This window comes from Xanthomonas sp. D-36-1, from assembly GCF_017746155.1.
Classification (GTDB): domain Bacteria; phylum Pseudomonadota; class Gammaproteobacteria; order Xanthomonadales; family Xanthomonadaceae; genus Xanthomonas; species Xanthomonas cissicola.
On sequence record NZ_JAGHWR010000038.1, the window covers coordinates 23,128 to 37,722 of the forward strand.

The window sequence follows — 14,595 nt, forward strand, 5'->3', positions numbered from 1 at the left end:
CTGAGAGGTAGGAGCAGATGTGTGGGGGATTTGGAAACTTGGCGCCAGAACCGGCGTTGCCCGTCACCATCGAGCGCAAGGCGGGAATCGCGGCCGGCAATTCGATGCCTGCTATGGCAATGCCTTATCCAATCCCGAATCCCGCTCTTTAAGACCATCCATCTGCAGACTGGCCGGTATCGCGATGCGCGGGCAAAGCCCATGAGCCAGATCGCAGCAGACTTCGCATTCGAGGATGCGACACCAGCAGATTCAAAGCGCTGCAAAAACCCGCTTCTGCCAATCCCGAATCCCCAATCCCGGCCCTCAAGCCACATGCTTGCGCTGCTTGGCCAGCTTCTTGCGCACCATTTCGCGCTTGAGCGGCGAGAGATAATCCACGAACAGCTTGCCGTCCAGATGGTCCATCTCGTGCTGGATGCACACGGCCAGCAGACCGTCGGCCTGCAGTTCCTGCGCCTGGCCCTGACGGTCCAGATAGCGCACGGTGATCGCATCGGCGCGGCTGACATCGGCATAGATGCCGGGCACCGACAGGCAGCCTTCCTGATACAACTGCTCGCCCTGCTTGCTCACGATCTCGGGGTTGACGAACACCTGCGGCAGGTTTTTCTCCTCGCTGATGTCGATCACCATGAATCGCTTGTGCACGTCCACCTGACTGGCAGCCAGGCCAATGCCGGGCGCCTCGTACATGGTCTGGAACATGTCGTCCAGCAGCGTCTGGAACGCCTGGCTGGTGACCTCGGCAGCATCGACCGGCACGGCCTTGGTGCGCAGCCGCGGGTCCGGAAACTCAAGAATTGGGAGCAAAGCCATGGGGTTACCCGTCTGGAAACACCGGCGCGGCGCCGGCAAGACGCTGTCATTCTAGCGCAATGCTTGCGTGGCGCCCCGGTTTCTAGACTATAGTGCGCAGACCTGTTGGGGAATCAGGCAAGAAGGCACCTATGTTGAACCGACTTCGTACGGTCGTCGCTGCGGCGATGCTGACCGTCGCGACCTACGCTGCCGCGCAAGCGGTGGGCGAGCATCCAGACACCTATGTGGTCCGCAAGGGCGATACCTTGTGGGACATCGCTGGGCGTTTCCTGCAAAAACCGTGGCTGTGGCCGGAAATCTGGCAAGCCAATCCGCAGATTCAGAATCCGCACCTGATCTATCCGGGCGACGTGATCAGCCTGGCCTATCTGGACCGGGTCGGCAAAGGCACGATCCAGCCCGGCCCGCGCCAGGAAGCGCCGATCAACGCCATTCCGCTGGCCGACGTCGAGCCGTTCCTGAAGAACCTGCGCGTGGTCGACGACTTCGACCAGTTGCCGTATGTCGTGGGTCTGGAAGCCGGTCGCACGCGTGCCACCACCGGCCAGGTCGCCTACGTGGTCGGTCTGGAAAATGCCCAGCCGGGCCAGCGCTTTGCTGTGGTCCGCCCGACCGTGAAGTTCAGCCTGCCCAAGCACAACGAAGACCTGGACATGGCCGGTAACATCACCGCCGGCTCGGGCAACATCTGGAAGAACTTCATCGCGCCGAGCACGCGCCGCGAGTTCCTCGGCTACGAGATGGCGCAGGTCAACGTCGGCACCATCACCCGCAGCGCGGCGGGCGGCAACTCCAAGGCGGCGACCCTGCTGCTGCAGGACAGCGGCCGCGAAGTGCGCGCCGGCGATCGCATCGTGGCGGTCGAAGCGCAGCCGTACGATCTGCAGTTCATCCCGCATCCGCCCTCGGAACAGGCGCTGCAAACCGAACTGCGCGTGCTGGCCATCTCCGACGCCTTCACCGTTGGCGGCACGCGCGATGTGATCGCGATCTCCGGCGGCGCCCGCGAAGGCATCAACAACGGCACGGTGTTCTCGATTTGGCGCAAGGGCCGCACGGTCAGCGACCGCGTCAAGCACTCGCGCTTCTCGCGGACCGACGACGATTTCAGCGGCCCGTCCGGCTCCACCGTCGGCCTGCCCGACGAGTACGCCTCGCATGCCATGGTGTTCCGCACCTTCGACAAGGTCAGCTATGCGCTGGTGATGGAAAGCGTCAAGCCGACCGGCCTGGGCTATTTCGTCAAGCATCCTGACGCGCAATAAGCGAAAGATCCGATGCACCAACGCGACGGCGCCCGAGGGCGCCGTCGTCGTTTGCGGCCTAGCCTGGATGTATGGCCCAAACCGCTCCCGACCTGCGCGCACTCCTGGTCCTGCTGCTGGCAGGCGGCCGCAGCCCGCCCCGCCGAAAATTGCTGACCTCGTACGGATCAGCGTCCGAAATGCTGGCAGCCGGGCCGGGAGCGTGGCGCGCAGCTGGATGCGACGAGGTGCAAGCTGCGCTGCTGCAGAACCCCGATCTACATGCGCTGGAGGCCGCGCTACGCTGGTGCGAACAGCCCGGCCACCACCTGATCGGCTGGCGCGATCCGGATTACCCGGCCCTGCTGCGGCATATCGCCAATCCGCCGATGGCCTTGTTCGTGGACGGCGACCCCAACATCCTCTGGCACCCAGGCGTGGCGGTGGTCGGCAGCCGCTCGGCCACTGCCGGCGGCCGCGATCATACCCGCGCATTCGCCTCCAGCCTGGCCTGCGCCGGGTTGGGCATCGTCAGCGGCATGGCCGCCGGCGTGGATGCGATCGCACACGAGGCTGCACTGGCCCAGCACGACGGCATCACCGTGGCCGTCGTCGGCACTGGCGTCGACGTCGCCTATCCCGAGCGGCACCTAGGCTTGCGCGATCGCATCACCGAACGCGGCGCAGTGGTCAGCGAATATCTGCCGGGCACTGCCCCGGTCGCGGCGCACTTTCCGGCCCGCAACCGGATCATTGCCGGGCTGGCGCTGGGGACGCTGGTGGTCGAAGCGGCGATGCGTTCGGGCGCACTGATTACCGCCCGGCTGGCGGCCGAAGCAGGCCGTGAGGTATTCGCCCTACCCGGCTCGCTGCACAATCCGCTCGCGCGCGGCTGCCATCACCTGATCCGGCAGGGCGCCACGCTGGCGCAGGAGCCCGCACAGGTCATCGAGGGACTGGGCCAGCTGTCTGGCCAATTGGCCAGCGCCTTGCGCGAGCGCCTGGCCGCCCCCACTGAGTTGCCCGGGAAGGCGACGACCAGCGCTGGCCCCGGTCCTGCCCGCTCCGATCCCGACTACCAGCGCTTGTGGCAAGCGTTGGGCCACGACCCAACCCCTATGGATTCATTGGTGCAGCGCACCGGATTGACGGCCGCCACGCTGTCCTCCATGCTGCTCATCATGGAACTGGAGGGAGACGTGGTCACCGAGCACGGTCGCTATACCCGCAATCCTTAGTTTCTTCACCTCCACAGCGTCGCGCGACGCAGGCCGAGGGCAATGAAAGAGAGCATTCTCGATGTACTGCTGTACCTGTTTGAACATTACTTCAGCGAAGACGCGGACCTGGTCCGTGACCGTGACTCGCTTCAAAATGGCCTGATCCAGGCCGGTTTCAGTCCCGCAGAAATCAGCAAGGCCTTCGATTGGCTGGACGCGCTTTCCGAGCAGCGGCCCAGCGTCGCGCGCCCGCACGTCGATGGGCCGGTGCGTATCTATCACGGGCCGGAGCTGGACAAGCTCTATGTCGACTGCCGCGGATTTCTGCTGTTCCTGGAGCAACACCGCATCCTCGACGCCGACCAGCGCGAGTTGGTGCTGGACCGCGCCATGGCGCTGGATCAGGACGAACTGGATCTGGACGACCTCAAGTGGGTGGTACTGATGGTGTTGTTCAACCAGCCCGGGGCGGAAGCGGCCTATGCCTGGATGGAAACCCAGATGTTCCTGGACGAGCCTGAACCCGTACACTGAGCGTTGAAGCCGCCACGGATGTGCGTGCAGGGGAACGGGGATGCGCAGTTGGTATTACGCCGATGGCCACCACCATCGGCATGGCCCGGTGGCCGACGATGCCTTGCTGGGCCTGTATCGCGATCGCGTGATCGCCCTGGATACGCTGGTCTGGCGCGAAGGCCTGGACCATTGGGTGCCGCTGTCGGCGTGCGCCGACACCCTGGGCCCGCCTGTTTCCACTGATGTGCGGGCGGGCGCGGTTCCACCGCCATTGCCGCCTGCCGCGGCGTACACCATGCCAGCCCATCCGTCCGTCGCGCCAGCGCAGCCGCGCAGCAATCGCCCCGGCTGGCCGCTGGTTGCATTGCTCGGTGCGGTAGTCGGTGTCTTCGTGATGGTAGGCGTCGTCGGCATCCTCGCTGCGATCGCATTCCCGGCCTATAACGATTACCTGAGCCGCGCCAAGGCCGCCGAGGCGGTCGGCGAGTTGGCGGCATTGAAGCCACAGATCACCGAATTTCTGGCCAGTGAAGGCCGCTGCCCGGTCAATGAAGACGCCGGGTTCAAGCCACCCGAGCAGTACGCGAGCGAGCGGCTGAGCAGCGTGCGCATCGGCCGTTTCGAGGGCAGCGAATGCGGCATCGAAGCCGTGCTCCATGCGCCCAAGTCGGCCAGAATCGACGGCAAGGCCGTGTGGCTGGAGCTGGATGCGGATGCCGGCAGCTGGCGGTGCAGTTCCGAAATCGACGACACCCAACTTCCACCGGATTGCCGCGGCTGACCGCCTGCTGCATGCCGATCGCGACACGCTAAGGGGACAACATGACGCAGTGGTACTACGCCGACGCACAGCGGCAGCGCCAGGGGCCGGTGGACACGGACACGCTTCGTGCGCGCCTGACGCAGGGCATCGTCGACCGTTCCAGCCTGGTCTGGCGCGAAGGTCTGGCGCAGTGGGTGGCACTGCACGAGGTCGAGGGCGAGCTAGGCTTCGGCGGCGCAGCGCCGGCCGCGGCACCGGACGCCAGCGGGCCGATGCCGGCGGATGCGACACGCCATGCGCCACTGTCGGCAGCGTATCCCGGCGACAACCCGCCGGCCACAGCCTCGGCTTCGGCGCCCCTGCCGATCGACGACCACGCCGCTGAGACATCGCGCTGGCAGCCGGCAGTTGCCGGCGGCGGCATTGCCGGTGCGAGTGCCAGCACCGGCACCGGTGATGCCGGCGCGACTGACGATGCCGGTCACCACCCGGCAATCGACTCCCCACTACATCCGCCGCGCGATCCATCCCCGTTATCGGACCCGTCGGCATGGTCCACCACGCCGCTGGCGTCAGATCCAATCCCGACCACGACCTCGGACACGACGTCGCCACCGGGATTCCCCACGGCAACGGCAGCCACGCCACCTCCAGGGGCCTGGGATGCCCCGGCCCCCGCTGCCCCCGCCGCAGGCCTGGCGCTGCAGGATGCGCCAGTGGTCTACGCCGGTCTTTGGCGGCGCGTGGCCGCCAGCATTCTCGATAGCCTGATCACCACCTTTGCGGTGTACCTGATCGTGATTCCGCTGGTGTTCGTGGTGGCGCTCGTCACCACGCGCGGCGATTCGGGTTCGGCGCTGGACGACGGCAGTGCGCTCGGCATCGCCATCGTGGTGATGTCCTATGGCATCGGCCTGGCCATCCCGACGCTGTATTTCGCCTGGATGCAGTCCAGCCGGCATCAGGCCAGCCTGGGCAAGCTGGCCTGCGGCATCAAGCTGGTGCGTGCCGACAGCAACGGCGGCCGGGTCGGATTCTGGCGCAATGTGCTGCGCTATCTGGCCTACATGCTGATCAGCGTGCTGACCCTGGGCATCGGGGTGATCGTGGCGGCCTTCATGGCCGGCATGACCGAGCGCAAGCAGGCCCCGCACGACAAGGTCTGCGACACCCTGGTCGTGGACCGTTGGGCGTTCACCGAGCATCCGGAGCGGCAATCCAGAGGCCTGGATACCGTGTCCATCGTGGTTCTGGCCATTTACGGGCTGATCCTGGTGCTCTCGGTGGTGGTCGTGGCCTTCATGCTGGCGGCGATCGGAATGAGCCAACGCTAGCAGTTCACGGCGCTGGCCGCTTGACACGGCGACGCCCGCCGTGATCTTTCTAATAAGAGAACTGAACGCCCGGGAGTCCTTCCCGGGCGTTAACGCGTGGGAAACGGTCGATCCGCTTCCCTCGACCGGCCAATTAGGCCACGCTACCCGCCCCCCGGGCTCCGCCCCAAGAAGTTGCCACCATGCCCAAGCACCTGCTCATCGTCGAATCGCCCGCCAAGGCCAAGACGATCAATAAATACCTCGGCAAGGACTTCACCGTTCTGGCCTCGTATGGGCACGTGCGCGACCTGGTCCCCAAGGAAGGCGCGGTCGATACGGACAACGGCTTTGCGATGCGTTACGACCTGATCGAGAAGAACGAAAAGCACGTCGAAGCCATCGCGCGTGCCGCCAAGGGTGCCGACGACATCTTTCTGGCGACCGACCCGGACCGCGAGGGCGAGGCGATCAGCTGGCACATCGCCGAGATTCTGAAGGAGCGCGGCCTGCTCAAGGACAAGCCGATGCAGCGGGTGGTGTTCACCGAAATCACCCCGCGTGCGATCAAGGAGGCGATGGCCAAGCCACGCATGATCGCCGGCGACCTGGTGGATGCGCAGCAGGCGCGCCGCGCGCTCGATTACCTGGTCGGCTTCAACCTGTCGCCGGTGCTGTGGCGCAAGGTGCAGCGCGGCCTGTCCGCTGGCCGCGTGCAATCGCCGGCGCTGCGCATGATCGTCGAGCGCGAAGAAGAGATCGAAGCCTTCATCCCGCGCGAATACTGGTCCATCGATGCGCATTGCCGGCATCCCTCGCAGGCGTTCAGCGCGCGACTGATCAAGCTGGATGGGCAGAAGTTCGAGCAGTTCACCGTGACCGACGGCGACACCGCCGAGGCGGCGCGCCTGCGCATCCAGCAGGCCGCGCAAGGCGTGCTGCATGTCACCGACGTGGCCAGCAAGGAGCGCAAGCGCCGCCCTGCCCCGCCGTTCACGACCTCCACGCTGCAGCAGGAGGCCTCGCGCAAGCTCGGCTTCACCACCCGCAAGACCATGCAGGTGGCGCAGAAGTTGTACGAAGGCGTGGCACTCGGCGACGAAGGCTCGGTCGGTCTGATCAGCTACATGCGTACCGACTCGGTGAACCTGTCGCAGGACGCGCTGGCGGAAATCCGCGATGTGATCGCGCGGGACTTCGGCACCGCTTCGCTACCCGACCAGCCCAACGCCTACACCACCAAATCCAAGAACGCGCAGGAAGCCCACGAAGCGGTGCGCCCGACCTCCGCGCTGCGCACCCCGGCGCAGGTGGCGCGTTTCCTGTCCGAGGACGAGCGCCGCCTGTACGAGCTGATCTGGCGCCGCGCAGTGGCCTGCCAGATGATTCCGGCCACGCTCAATACCGTCAGCGTGGATCTGTCGGCCGGCAGCGAGCACGTGTTCCGCGCCAGCGGCACCACCGTGGTGGTCCCGGGCTTCCTGGCCGTGTACGAAGAAGGCAAGGACACCAAGAGCAGCGAGGACGAAGACGAAGGCCGCAAGCTGCCGCTGATGAAGGCCGGCGACAACGTTCCGCTGGACCGCATCGTCACCGACCAGCATTTCACCCAGCCGCCGCCGCGCTACACCGAAGCGGCGCTGGTCAAGGCGCTGGAGGAATACGGCATCGGCCGTCCCTCCACCTACGCCTCGATCATCCAGACCCTGCAGTTCCGCAAATACGTCGAGATGGAAGGTCGCAGCTTCCGTCCCACCGACGTGGGCCGTGCGGTGTCCAAGTTCCTGTCCGGGCATTTCACCCGCTATGTCGATTACGACTTCACCGCCAATCTGGAAGACGATCTGGACGCGGTCTCGCGCGGCGAAGCCGAGTGGATCCCGTTGATGGAGAAGTTCTGGGGCCCGTTCAAGGAATTGGTCGAAGATAAGAAGGACTCGCTGGACAAGACCGATGCCGGCAGCGTGCGCGTGCTCGGCACCGACCCGGTCAGCGGCAAGGAAGTCAGCGCACGCATCGGTCGCTTCGGCCCGATGGTGCAGATCGGCACGGTCGAAGACGAGGACAAGCCCACCTTCGCGTCGCTGCGTCCGGGCCAGAGCATCTATTCGATCTCCATCGAAGATGCGCTGGAGCTGTTCAAGATGCCGCGCGCGCTGGGCCAGGACAAGGACCAGGATGTCAGCGTGGGCATCGGCCGTTTCGGCCCGTTCGCGCGCCGCGGCAGCACCTATGCCTCGCTGAAGAAGGAAGACGACCCCTATACCATCGACCTGGCGCGCGCGGTCTTCCTGATCGAAGAGAAGGAAGAGATCGCACGCAACCGGGTGATCAAGGAATTCGACGGCAGCGACATCCAGGTGCTCAACGGACGCTTCGGCCCATACATCAGCGACGGCAAGCTCAATGGCAAGATCCCCAAGGACCGTGAGCCGGCGTCGTTGACGTTCGAAGAAGTGCAGCAGCTGCTCGCCGACACCGGCAAGCCGGTACGCAAGGGCTTTGGCGCCAAGAAGGCCACCCTGAAGAAGAATACGGTCAAGGATTCGGCACCGAAGAAGCCTGCCGTCAAGAAGACCGCGACCAAGACCGCGGCCAGCAAGACCGCTGTCAAGAAGGCCCCGGCCAAGAAGACGGCCACCAAGAAGGCCGCCAAGCGCGTGGTCAAGAAAACCGTGAGCAAGGCCGCAGGCTGAGAGGCGCAGCATGACCGACACAGTCGACCTGGGACGCGCCGTCGCCGCACTGACGCAGGGCGGCGTGATCGCCTACCCGACCGAAGCGGTGTGGGGACTGGGATGCGACCCACGCCAGCAAGCGGCCGTGATGCGGCTGCTGGAGATCAAGCGGCGCCCGGTGGAGAAGGGCGTGATCGTGGTGGCGTCGAGCGTGGACGTGCTGCGCGACTGGGTCGACATCGAGGCACTGGAGCCGGCACGCCGGCAGGACGTGCTCACCAGCTGGCCCGGCCCGCACACCTGGATCCTGCCGATCACCGACCGGGCGCCGCGCTGGGTCACCGGTGAGCATGACGGGCTGGCGGTACGCATCAGCGCGCATCCAGTGGTGGCGGCCCTGTGTGGGGCCTGGGGGGCGCCGCTGGTGTCCACCAGCGCCAACCTGGCCGGCGAGCCGCCAGCGCGCAGCCGCGCCGCCCTGGATCCGGCGTTGCTGGCGACGATCGACGGCGTGGTAGATGGCGAGACCGGCGCCCTGGCGCAGCCGACCCAGATCCGCGACGCACGCAGCGGGCAGATCCTGCGCGACTGAGTGCGGCCGAGAAACGACCGCGCAGCCATCAGGCGAGCGCGGCCGGTCCATCGGTTCATTTGTCCCATGCCGGATGTTCCGGGCGGTCGCCCTTGGCGGCCTACCTGGCGTCTGCCCGCCCCTTCGGCAGCAGGCCGCAGCCATCTGGCGCGTCGTCGCCTCGACCCTGCACACCATTCAGCCGCCCCCCTTTGCGGCCGCCGCACAGACGCGCACACTGCGGCCATGCGCACCGTCCTGACCGTTCTGCTGCTCGCCGCGTCGCTGCCTGCGTCGGCCGCCACCGCCGCGAGCAAACCCGACCCGAATGTGCGGGTCTACCGCTGCGTGAGCAGCACCGGCACCGTCGCCCTGCAGGATGCGCCCTGCAGCAGCGGTCGCCAGCAGGTGCTGGATCTGCAACGGCCGCAAGACCCACCACCGCGTCCGGCCCGCGTAGAGCCGGCACCGGTCGCCGCAGCGCCCACGCATGAAGTCCGTATCGTCACCGTACAACCGCCACAGCCGATGTACGAGTGCACCACCGAAGACGGCAACCGCTACACCAGCGACAGCCCGGAAGGCAATCCGCGCTGGGTGCCGACCTGGGGCCCCGCCTATGTGGGCAATACCATTGCCCCCCCGGTCGGCGGCGGTGGCGGTATCCAGCGCCCCCCGATCTCGGTGAACCCGCGTCCGGCGATTTCGGTACAGGGCGGCTCCGGACGAGGGAGCATTCGCGGCAACGCAAACTTCGGCATAGAGAGCTACCAGGGCGGCTATCAGGGCGGTTACAACGGTGGCGGATACGGCGGCACGGTCGTCGTGCCTTACGGCAACGTGCAGATCCGCGACGCATGCCACGCCCTGCCCGCACAGGAAGTGTGCGCGCGGCTGGCCGACCGCCGTTGGGAGCTGATCCGCCGCTACAACAGCGCGCTGCAGAGCGAGCGCGAAGATCTCAGCCGCGAACAGCGCGGTATCGAGGCGCGCCAGCAACGCGACTGTGGCGGCGCATGAGGCGCTGGCCGCTGTTGGGCGCAATGACGCTCGGCATGATGACGCTCGGTTCGCTGGCCGGCGCGCAGGAAGTGGCCATCTACCGCTGTACCGATCCGGCTGGCGCACTGACGGTGCAGAACATGCCGTGCCCGAAGGGCATGCAACAACAGAAGAAGCTGATGACCACACCGGCGGCAGTGCCATTCGCGCCAGGCGGCGCGACCAATCCATCGCCTCCACATGCGATGCCAGCGGCGCAACCACGGGCTACCGCGCAGGCGGCTGCCTCGGCGCCCGCTGCGTCCGCCGCACCGCCAGCACCGACAGTCACCTCGACATCGACACTGCCACCACCGCCACTGTTCGAGTGCACCGCACACGACAACGGGCGTTACTTCACCGAAGACCGCGAGCCGGCCACGCGCTGCCTGCCGATGCAGACCACCAACCTGGCTGGCGGGCCGGCCACTGGTGGCGGCAGCGCCTGCGAGGTGGTCACCGACCGCTGCGCGCCGGTGCCGGACCAGAGTCTGTGCGAGGCCTGGCGCAAACGCGCCGAGCAGGCCGAATCCACCTGGCGCTTCTCCGATGAAGCGCAGTCGGCCGAACGCAGGCAACGCTATGAGCAGATGCGCCGGGTTCTCGACGAGAGCCGTTGCGCCAATCCGGCCGCCACGCCCTGAACACGCCTGTCGCGTCATTGAGCCAACAGGTCTTTGCGGCGGGCGAGCAATCGCCATTTGCTGAAAGAAAACGCGTGCAGAACCGGCGTATGCATGAACATGCCGGCTCTGCGTCCATGCGCATCCAATCGAAACCAGGTGGGTGTTTGTTGCCTGCGCTAGAACCCGTAGCGCAAGAAGCCGCCGTCCACCGCGATGCATTCGCCGGTGATGTAGCTGGCAGCCGGCAGGCACAAAAAACCCACCGCGGCAGCCACTTCTTCCGGTTCGCCAATGCGGCGCATCGGGGTGCGTTCGATCACCTGCTCGTAGTAATCCGGATCGGACAACGGCCCGGAGGTGCGGCGGGTGCGGATATACCACGGCGCCACCGCATTGACGCGGATGCCGTCTTCGGCCCACTCCACCGCCAGGTTGCGCGTCATCTGCTGCAACGCCGCCTTGGTCATGCCGTACGGCGCGCCGCTACGTACATGGGTGATGCCCGAGACGCTGCCGACGTTGACGATTGCCGATGCAGCATGTCGCGTCAGCAACGGATGCGCATAACGCGACAATTCAAACGCGGAAAACACGTTGGTTTCGAAGATGCCGCGCCACTGGTCTTCGGTGTAATCGATCGCGGCGCGGGTAATGTTGCCGCCGGCGTTGTTGATCAGCAGATGCAGGCCATCGGCATGGTCTTCCACCCAATCCAGGATGGCGCGGCGCTCTTCATCGTCGGAGACATCGGCGGCCAGCCCATGCAGCTCGCGCTCGGGAAATTCGTCGGCAAGCTCGTCGCGCGCCTGCGCCAGGGCATCGGCATCGCGTGCCACCATCAGCAGGTCGGCACCGAAGCCGAGCAGTTCGCGCGCGATGGCCAGGCCAATGCCGGCACTGGCGCCGGTGATGAGGGCGGTCTGTCCATCCAGCCGCCAACGGTGCGTTGTCACGTGGGTGATCCTCTTCAAAAGCGCAGGAAACGGCCGCTGCAACGCAGTTGACGCGCATGCGTGGCCCGGGCGTTAGAGCGTGTTATGCACGTTGAGGTGAGATGCGTTGGCCGCCAGCGGTGCGGAGCGGGTGCTGCGCGGCGCCGGCTTGGCGGTGCCAAGGCAAGCCGCGCGGCGCCCATTGCGTGCCGCTGGCGGCCAACCCGCCGGGAAGCGTCCTGTGGCGCTTCGCACTCACCTCAACGTACATAACACGCTCTAGGATAACGCCACCCCAGGCGAGGTCACGACGATGAAGATGCATTGGATGCTTGCGTTTGGTCTGGCGTTGTCGCTGGGCGCCTGTCAGCGGCCGCAGCCCGCGCCCACCGATCAGAAGCCCGACCCGCAAGCCACCGCCTTGCGCGACCACATCCAGCAACCGTTGAACAAGGCGCACGCGGTGCAGGCCGCAACCGACCAGGCGGCCGACGATCAGCGCAAGGCGATCGATGCCGCCACGCAGTAGCGGAACCTCGGCGACCGGTTGAAATCGCGCCCTGAAGCGCCTGCGTTCGTGTGGCGGGCTGCCGCCACAGGACGAGTTGGTGCACCAAGCAGCACGTGGGTGCAGAAGCGCACGTGGACCGCGCAACAATGTGCAAATACCTGTGCGAACGGCGGCCAAACCTGCACAGGCGTTCACCGCAATATGCGTCATAGCTAGTTGCTGATTGGCTGGTAGCTGGTAGCTGGTAGCTGGTAGCTGGTAGCTGGTAGCTTGAACGCTAGACGATTGAATCATGCGTCCTGCCATCTGCTTCGTTCGTGCGTTCAAAACGCCGCATCTCCCGACTGCAGACACAACAACGCCGGCACATGGCCGGCGTGTCGATGCCTCACTCGCTCACCGAGCGCAACGCCTCAGAACCCGCAGAAGCAGTAGGCCAGCGACTTGACCGGCGTGCCGTCTGCCTTGCTGTCGTGCACGGCACTTTCGACAAAGCGCAGTTGGCTGTCCACTTCCGGCAACGAGCGGGCCAGCAGCGCGCGCGCCATGCCCGAGTCGCTCAGCATCCAGGCACCCATGCGGCTGCCGGCAAACCCGCTCATGAACTGCGAGAACGGCGTGGCCGGCTTTTCCACATAGCGCACGCGGAACTTGCCTCGGCTCAGCTTGGCGCGGTCGGCCGCATCGGCCACCGCTTCGGACATGCCGCCGAACGCATCCACCAATCCACGCTCCTTGGCCTGCGCACCGCTCCATACACGGCCACGCGCAACCTTGTCGATCGCGTCCACCGACTGGTGACGCGCCTGCGCCACCTTGCCGGTGAAGTCGGCGTAGCCCTTGTTGATCACCGCCTGGATGACCTGGCCGGCAGCCGGATCCAGCGGACGGGTGATGTCGAACGCACCGGCGAACCGCGTGGTGGCCACGCCGTCGGTGTGCACGCCGATCTTGTCCAGCGCACGGGTCAGATTCGGCACCATGCCGAAGATGCCGATGGAGCCGCTGATGGTCGACGGGTCGGCGTAGATGCGATCGGCATTCATGCTGATCCAGTAACCGCCGGAAGCGGCCAGATCGCCCATCGACACCACCACCGGCTTGCCGGCCTGCTTGAGCGCAACCACTTCGCGGCGGATCTGCTCGGAGGCGAAGACTTCGCCACCGGGCGAATCCACGCGCAGCACCACCGCCTTCACGTCATCGTCGTCGCGCGCCTGGCGCAGCAGCGCCGCCGTGGACTCGCCACCGATGCGCCCGGCCGGCTGTTCGCCACCGCTGATCTCGCCTGCCGCCACGACCACCGCCACCTGCGGGCGACTGTCCATGGGCGAACGCTGCGCCTGCAGCTGGCTCAAATAATCGTTGAACCCGATATTGCGGAAACCACTGTCGGCATCGCTGTCGGCGACGCCGCGCTGGACCAGCAGCGCATCGACTTCTTCGCGCGTCTTGAGCCCGTCCACCAGCTTCTGTTGCAGCGCGAACTTGGCCAGGTCGCCACCGGCGGCGGCCACGCCTTCGGGCAGCGTGTCGATACCGGCAGCCAGTTGCGCCGGGCTCAGCTTGCGTGCGGTGCCCACGTCGGCCAGGTAGCGCCGCCACACATCGTTCATCCAGAACAGATCCGCTTCCTTGGCATCGGCCGAGGCCGCGTCCAGGATATACGGCTCGGCTGCAGACTTGTACTCGCCAACGCGGAACAGATGCACGTCCACGCCGAGCTTGTCCTGCAGGCCTTCGCGGAAGTACTGGCGATAGCGGCCAAGACCTTCCAGCAACACGCTGCCCATCGGATCCAGATACACCTCGTTGGCCTGTGCGGCGAGCAGGTACTGGCCCTGGCTCATGCTCTCGCTGAAGGCCACGATCTGCTTGCCGGAGGCGCGCAACTTCTGCAGTGCGGCGGCCACTTCGCGCTGGGAAGCGAATCCGGACGGTTGCAACTTGTCCAGGTTCAACAGCACGCGCTCGATCTTGCGGTCCTTGCCGGCCGCTTCGATCACGCGCACCAGGTCGCGCAGTTGCACTTCTTCGGCGCTCTTGTCGCCGACCGCCTTGGCCAGCGACCGGCTGACCGGGTCGGCACTGAATTGTTCGACCAGCGCGCCTTCCGGGTTGATCACCAGGGTGGTGCGCTCGGCCAGCGGCTTGGTGCCATCGCCACGCGCGAGCGCCACCATGAACACCAGCAGCAGCAAAAACAGGAAACCGAAGAACACCAGGTTGAAAATCAGGCGCCGGGTGAAATTCATCACATCCCACAGGCCGACGAAGAAGCTGGCGATGGGATTGCGACGCACGGGGTGATTCATGGAAAGCTCCGTCGAAAGACGCTGCATACAGATCGATGGTGCC

13 protein-coding genes are annotated in these 14,595 nt (G+C 66.0%); 10 read left to right on the top strand and 3 right to left on the bottom strand.

What is annotated here, in order from left to right; genetic code table 11:
• Positions 1–306 precede the first annotated feature (306 nt).
• Positions 307–819, bottom strand: a complete 513-nt coding sequence (def, locus tag J7367_RS12390; RefSeq protein WP_039568662.1) for a peptide deformylase — start codon at positions 817–819, stop codon at positions 307–309.
• A gap of 131 nt (positions 820–950) precedes the next feature.
• Here def and J7367_RS12395 point away from each other — a divergent pair, with 131 nt between their 5' ends.
• From J7367_RS12395 to J7367_RS12435, 9 genes are all read left to right on the top strand, one after another.
• The gene (locus J7367_RS12395; protein ID WP_057658578.1) at positions 951–2,087 is read left to right on the top strand and encodes a LysM peptidoglycan-binding domain-containing protein; all 1,137 of its coding nucleotides are present in this window, start codon (positions 951–953) and stop codon (positions 2,085–2,087) included.
• 71 nt (positions 2,088–2,158) lie between these two features.
• Positions 2,159–3,304 (top strand): DNA-processing protein DprA, encoded by a 1,146-nt coding sequence (dprA, locus tag J7367_RS12400; RefSeq protein ID WP_057658580.1) that lies wholly within the window; start codon positions 2,159–2,161, stop codon positions 3,302–3,304.
• Positions 3,305–3,346: 42 nt separating this feature from the next.
• Positions 3,347–3,820 carry a DUF494 family protein gene (locus J7367_RS12405; RefSeq protein ID WP_057658582.1) on the top strand — a complete coding sequence of 158 codons (474 nt, stop codon included), beginning with the start codon at positions 3,347–3,349 and terminating at the stop codon, positions 3,818–3,820.
• 40 nt (positions 3,821–3,860) lie between these two features.
• Positions 3,861–4,583 carry a pilin gene (locus tag J7367_RS12410; protein WP_057658584.1) on the top strand — a complete coding sequence of 241 codons (723 nt, stop codon included), beginning with the start codon at positions 3,861–3,863 and terminating at the stop codon, positions 4,581–4,583.
• A 41-nt stretch (positions 4,584–4,624) separates the two neighbouring features.
• Positions 4,625–5,899, top strand: a complete 1,275-nt coding sequence (locus J7367_RS12415) for an RDD family protein (protein ID WP_057658588.1) — start codon at positions 4,625–4,627, stop codon at positions 5,897–5,899.
• A 182-nt stretch (positions 5,900–6,081) separates the two neighbouring features.
• Positions 6,082–8,574, top strand: coding sequence for a DNA topoisomerase I (locus tag J7367_RS12420; protein WP_057658590.1), 2,493 nt, complete (start codon positions 6,082–6,084; stop codon positions 8,572–8,574).
• A gap of 10 nt (positions 8,575–8,584) precedes the next feature.
• Positions 8,585–9,148: a Sua5/YciO/YrdC/YwlC family protein gene (locus J7367_RS12425; RefSeq protein WP_057658592.1), complete on the top strand. Its 564-nt coding sequence runs from the start codon at positions 8,585–8,587 to the stop codon at positions 9,146–9,148.
• A gap of 225 nt (positions 9,149–9,373) precedes the next feature.
• A complete protein-coding gene (locus J7367_RS12430; RefSeq protein WP_042805303.1) occupies positions 9,374–10,147 on the top strand; it encodes a hypothetical protein in 774 nt (257 codons plus the stop codon).
• Positions 10,148–10,170: 23 nt separating this feature from the next.
• The gene (locus J7367_RS12435) at positions 10,171–10,812 is read left to right on the top strand and encodes a hypothetical protein (RefSeq protein WP_081027437.1); all 642 of its coding nucleotides are present in this window, start codon (positions 10,171–10,173) and stop codon (positions 10,810–10,812) included.
• 158 nt (positions 10,813–10,970) lie between these two features.
• Here the strand turns inward: J7367_RS12435 and J7367_RS12440 are convergent, their stop codons facing one another.
• Positions 10,971–11,747 carry an SDR family oxidoreductase gene (locus J7367_RS12440; protein WP_007964202.1) on the bottom strand — a complete coding sequence of 259 codons (777 nt, stop codon included), beginning with the start codon at positions 11,745–11,747 and terminating at the stop codon, positions 10,971–10,973.
• Positions 11,748–12,039: 292 nt separating this feature from the next.
• Here J7367_RS12440 and J7367_RS12445 point away from each other — a divergent pair, with 292 nt between their 5' ends.
• Entirely contained in the window at positions 12,040–12,255 is a 216-nt protein-coding gene (locus J7367_RS12445; RefSeq protein ID WP_042805117.1) for a hypothetical protein, read from the top strand.
• Between the two features lie 395 nt (positions 12,256–12,650).
• Here the strand turns inward: J7367_RS12445 and sppA are convergent, their stop codons facing one another.
• Positions 12,651–14,552 (bottom strand): signal peptide peptidase SppA, encoded by a 1,902-nt coding sequence (gene sppA, locus J7367_RS12450; protein ID WP_057658596.1) that lies wholly within the window; start codon positions 14,550–14,552, stop codon positions 12,651–12,653.
• Positions 14,553–14,595: the final 43 nt, after the last annotated feature.

Excerpts from the sequence above, each read along its gene's own strand:
- dprA (WP_057658580.1), top strand. The coding sequence starts at position 2,159 with ATGGCCCAAACCGCTCCCGACCTGCGCGCACTCCTGGTCCTGCTGCTG.
- def (WP_039568662.1), bottom strand. The coding sequence starts at position 819 with ATGGCTTTGCTCCCAATTCTTGAGTTTCCGGACCCGCGGCTGCGCACC.
- J7367_RS12435 (WP_081027437.1), top strand. The coding sequence starts at position 10,171 with ATGACGCTCGGCATGATGACGCTCGGTTCGCTGGCCGGCGCGCAGGAA.
- J7367_RS12425 (WP_057658592.1), top strand. The coding sequence starts at position 8,585 with ATGACCGACACAGTCGACCTGGGACGCGCCGTCGCCGCACTGACGCAG.
- sppA (WP_057658596.1), bottom strand. The coding sequence starts at position 14,552 with ATGAATCACCCCGTGCGTCGCAATCCCATCGCCAGCTTCTTCGTCGGC.
- J7367_RS12420 (WP_057658590.1), top strand. The coding sequence starts at position 6,082 with ATGCCCAAGCACCTGCTCATCGTCGAATCGCCCGCCAAGGCCAAGACG.
- J7367_RS12405 (WP_057658582.1), top strand. The coding sequence starts at position 3,347 with ATGAAAGAGAGCATTCTCGATGTACTGCTGTACCTGTTTGAACATTAC.
- J7367_RS12415 (WP_057658588.1), top strand. The coding sequence starts at position 4,625 with ATGACGCAGTGGTACTACGCCGACGCACAGCGGCAGCGCCAGGGGCCG.
- J7367_RS12395 (WP_057658578.1), top strand. The coding sequence starts at position 951 with ATGTTGAACCGACTTCGTACGGTCGTCGCTGCGGCGATGCTGACCGTC.
- J7367_RS12410 (WP_057658584.1), top strand. The coding sequence starts at position 3,861 with ATGCGCAGTTGGTATTACGCCGATGGCCACCACCATCGGCATGGCCCG.
- J7367_RS12430 (WP_042805303.1), top strand. The coding sequence starts at position 9,374 with ATGCGCACCGTCCTGACCGTTCTGCTGCTCGCCGCGTCGCTGCCTGCG.
- J7367_RS12445 (WP_042805117.1), top strand. The coding sequence starts at position 12,040 with ATGAAGATGCATTGGATGCTTGCGTTTGGTCTGGCGTTGTCGCTGGGC.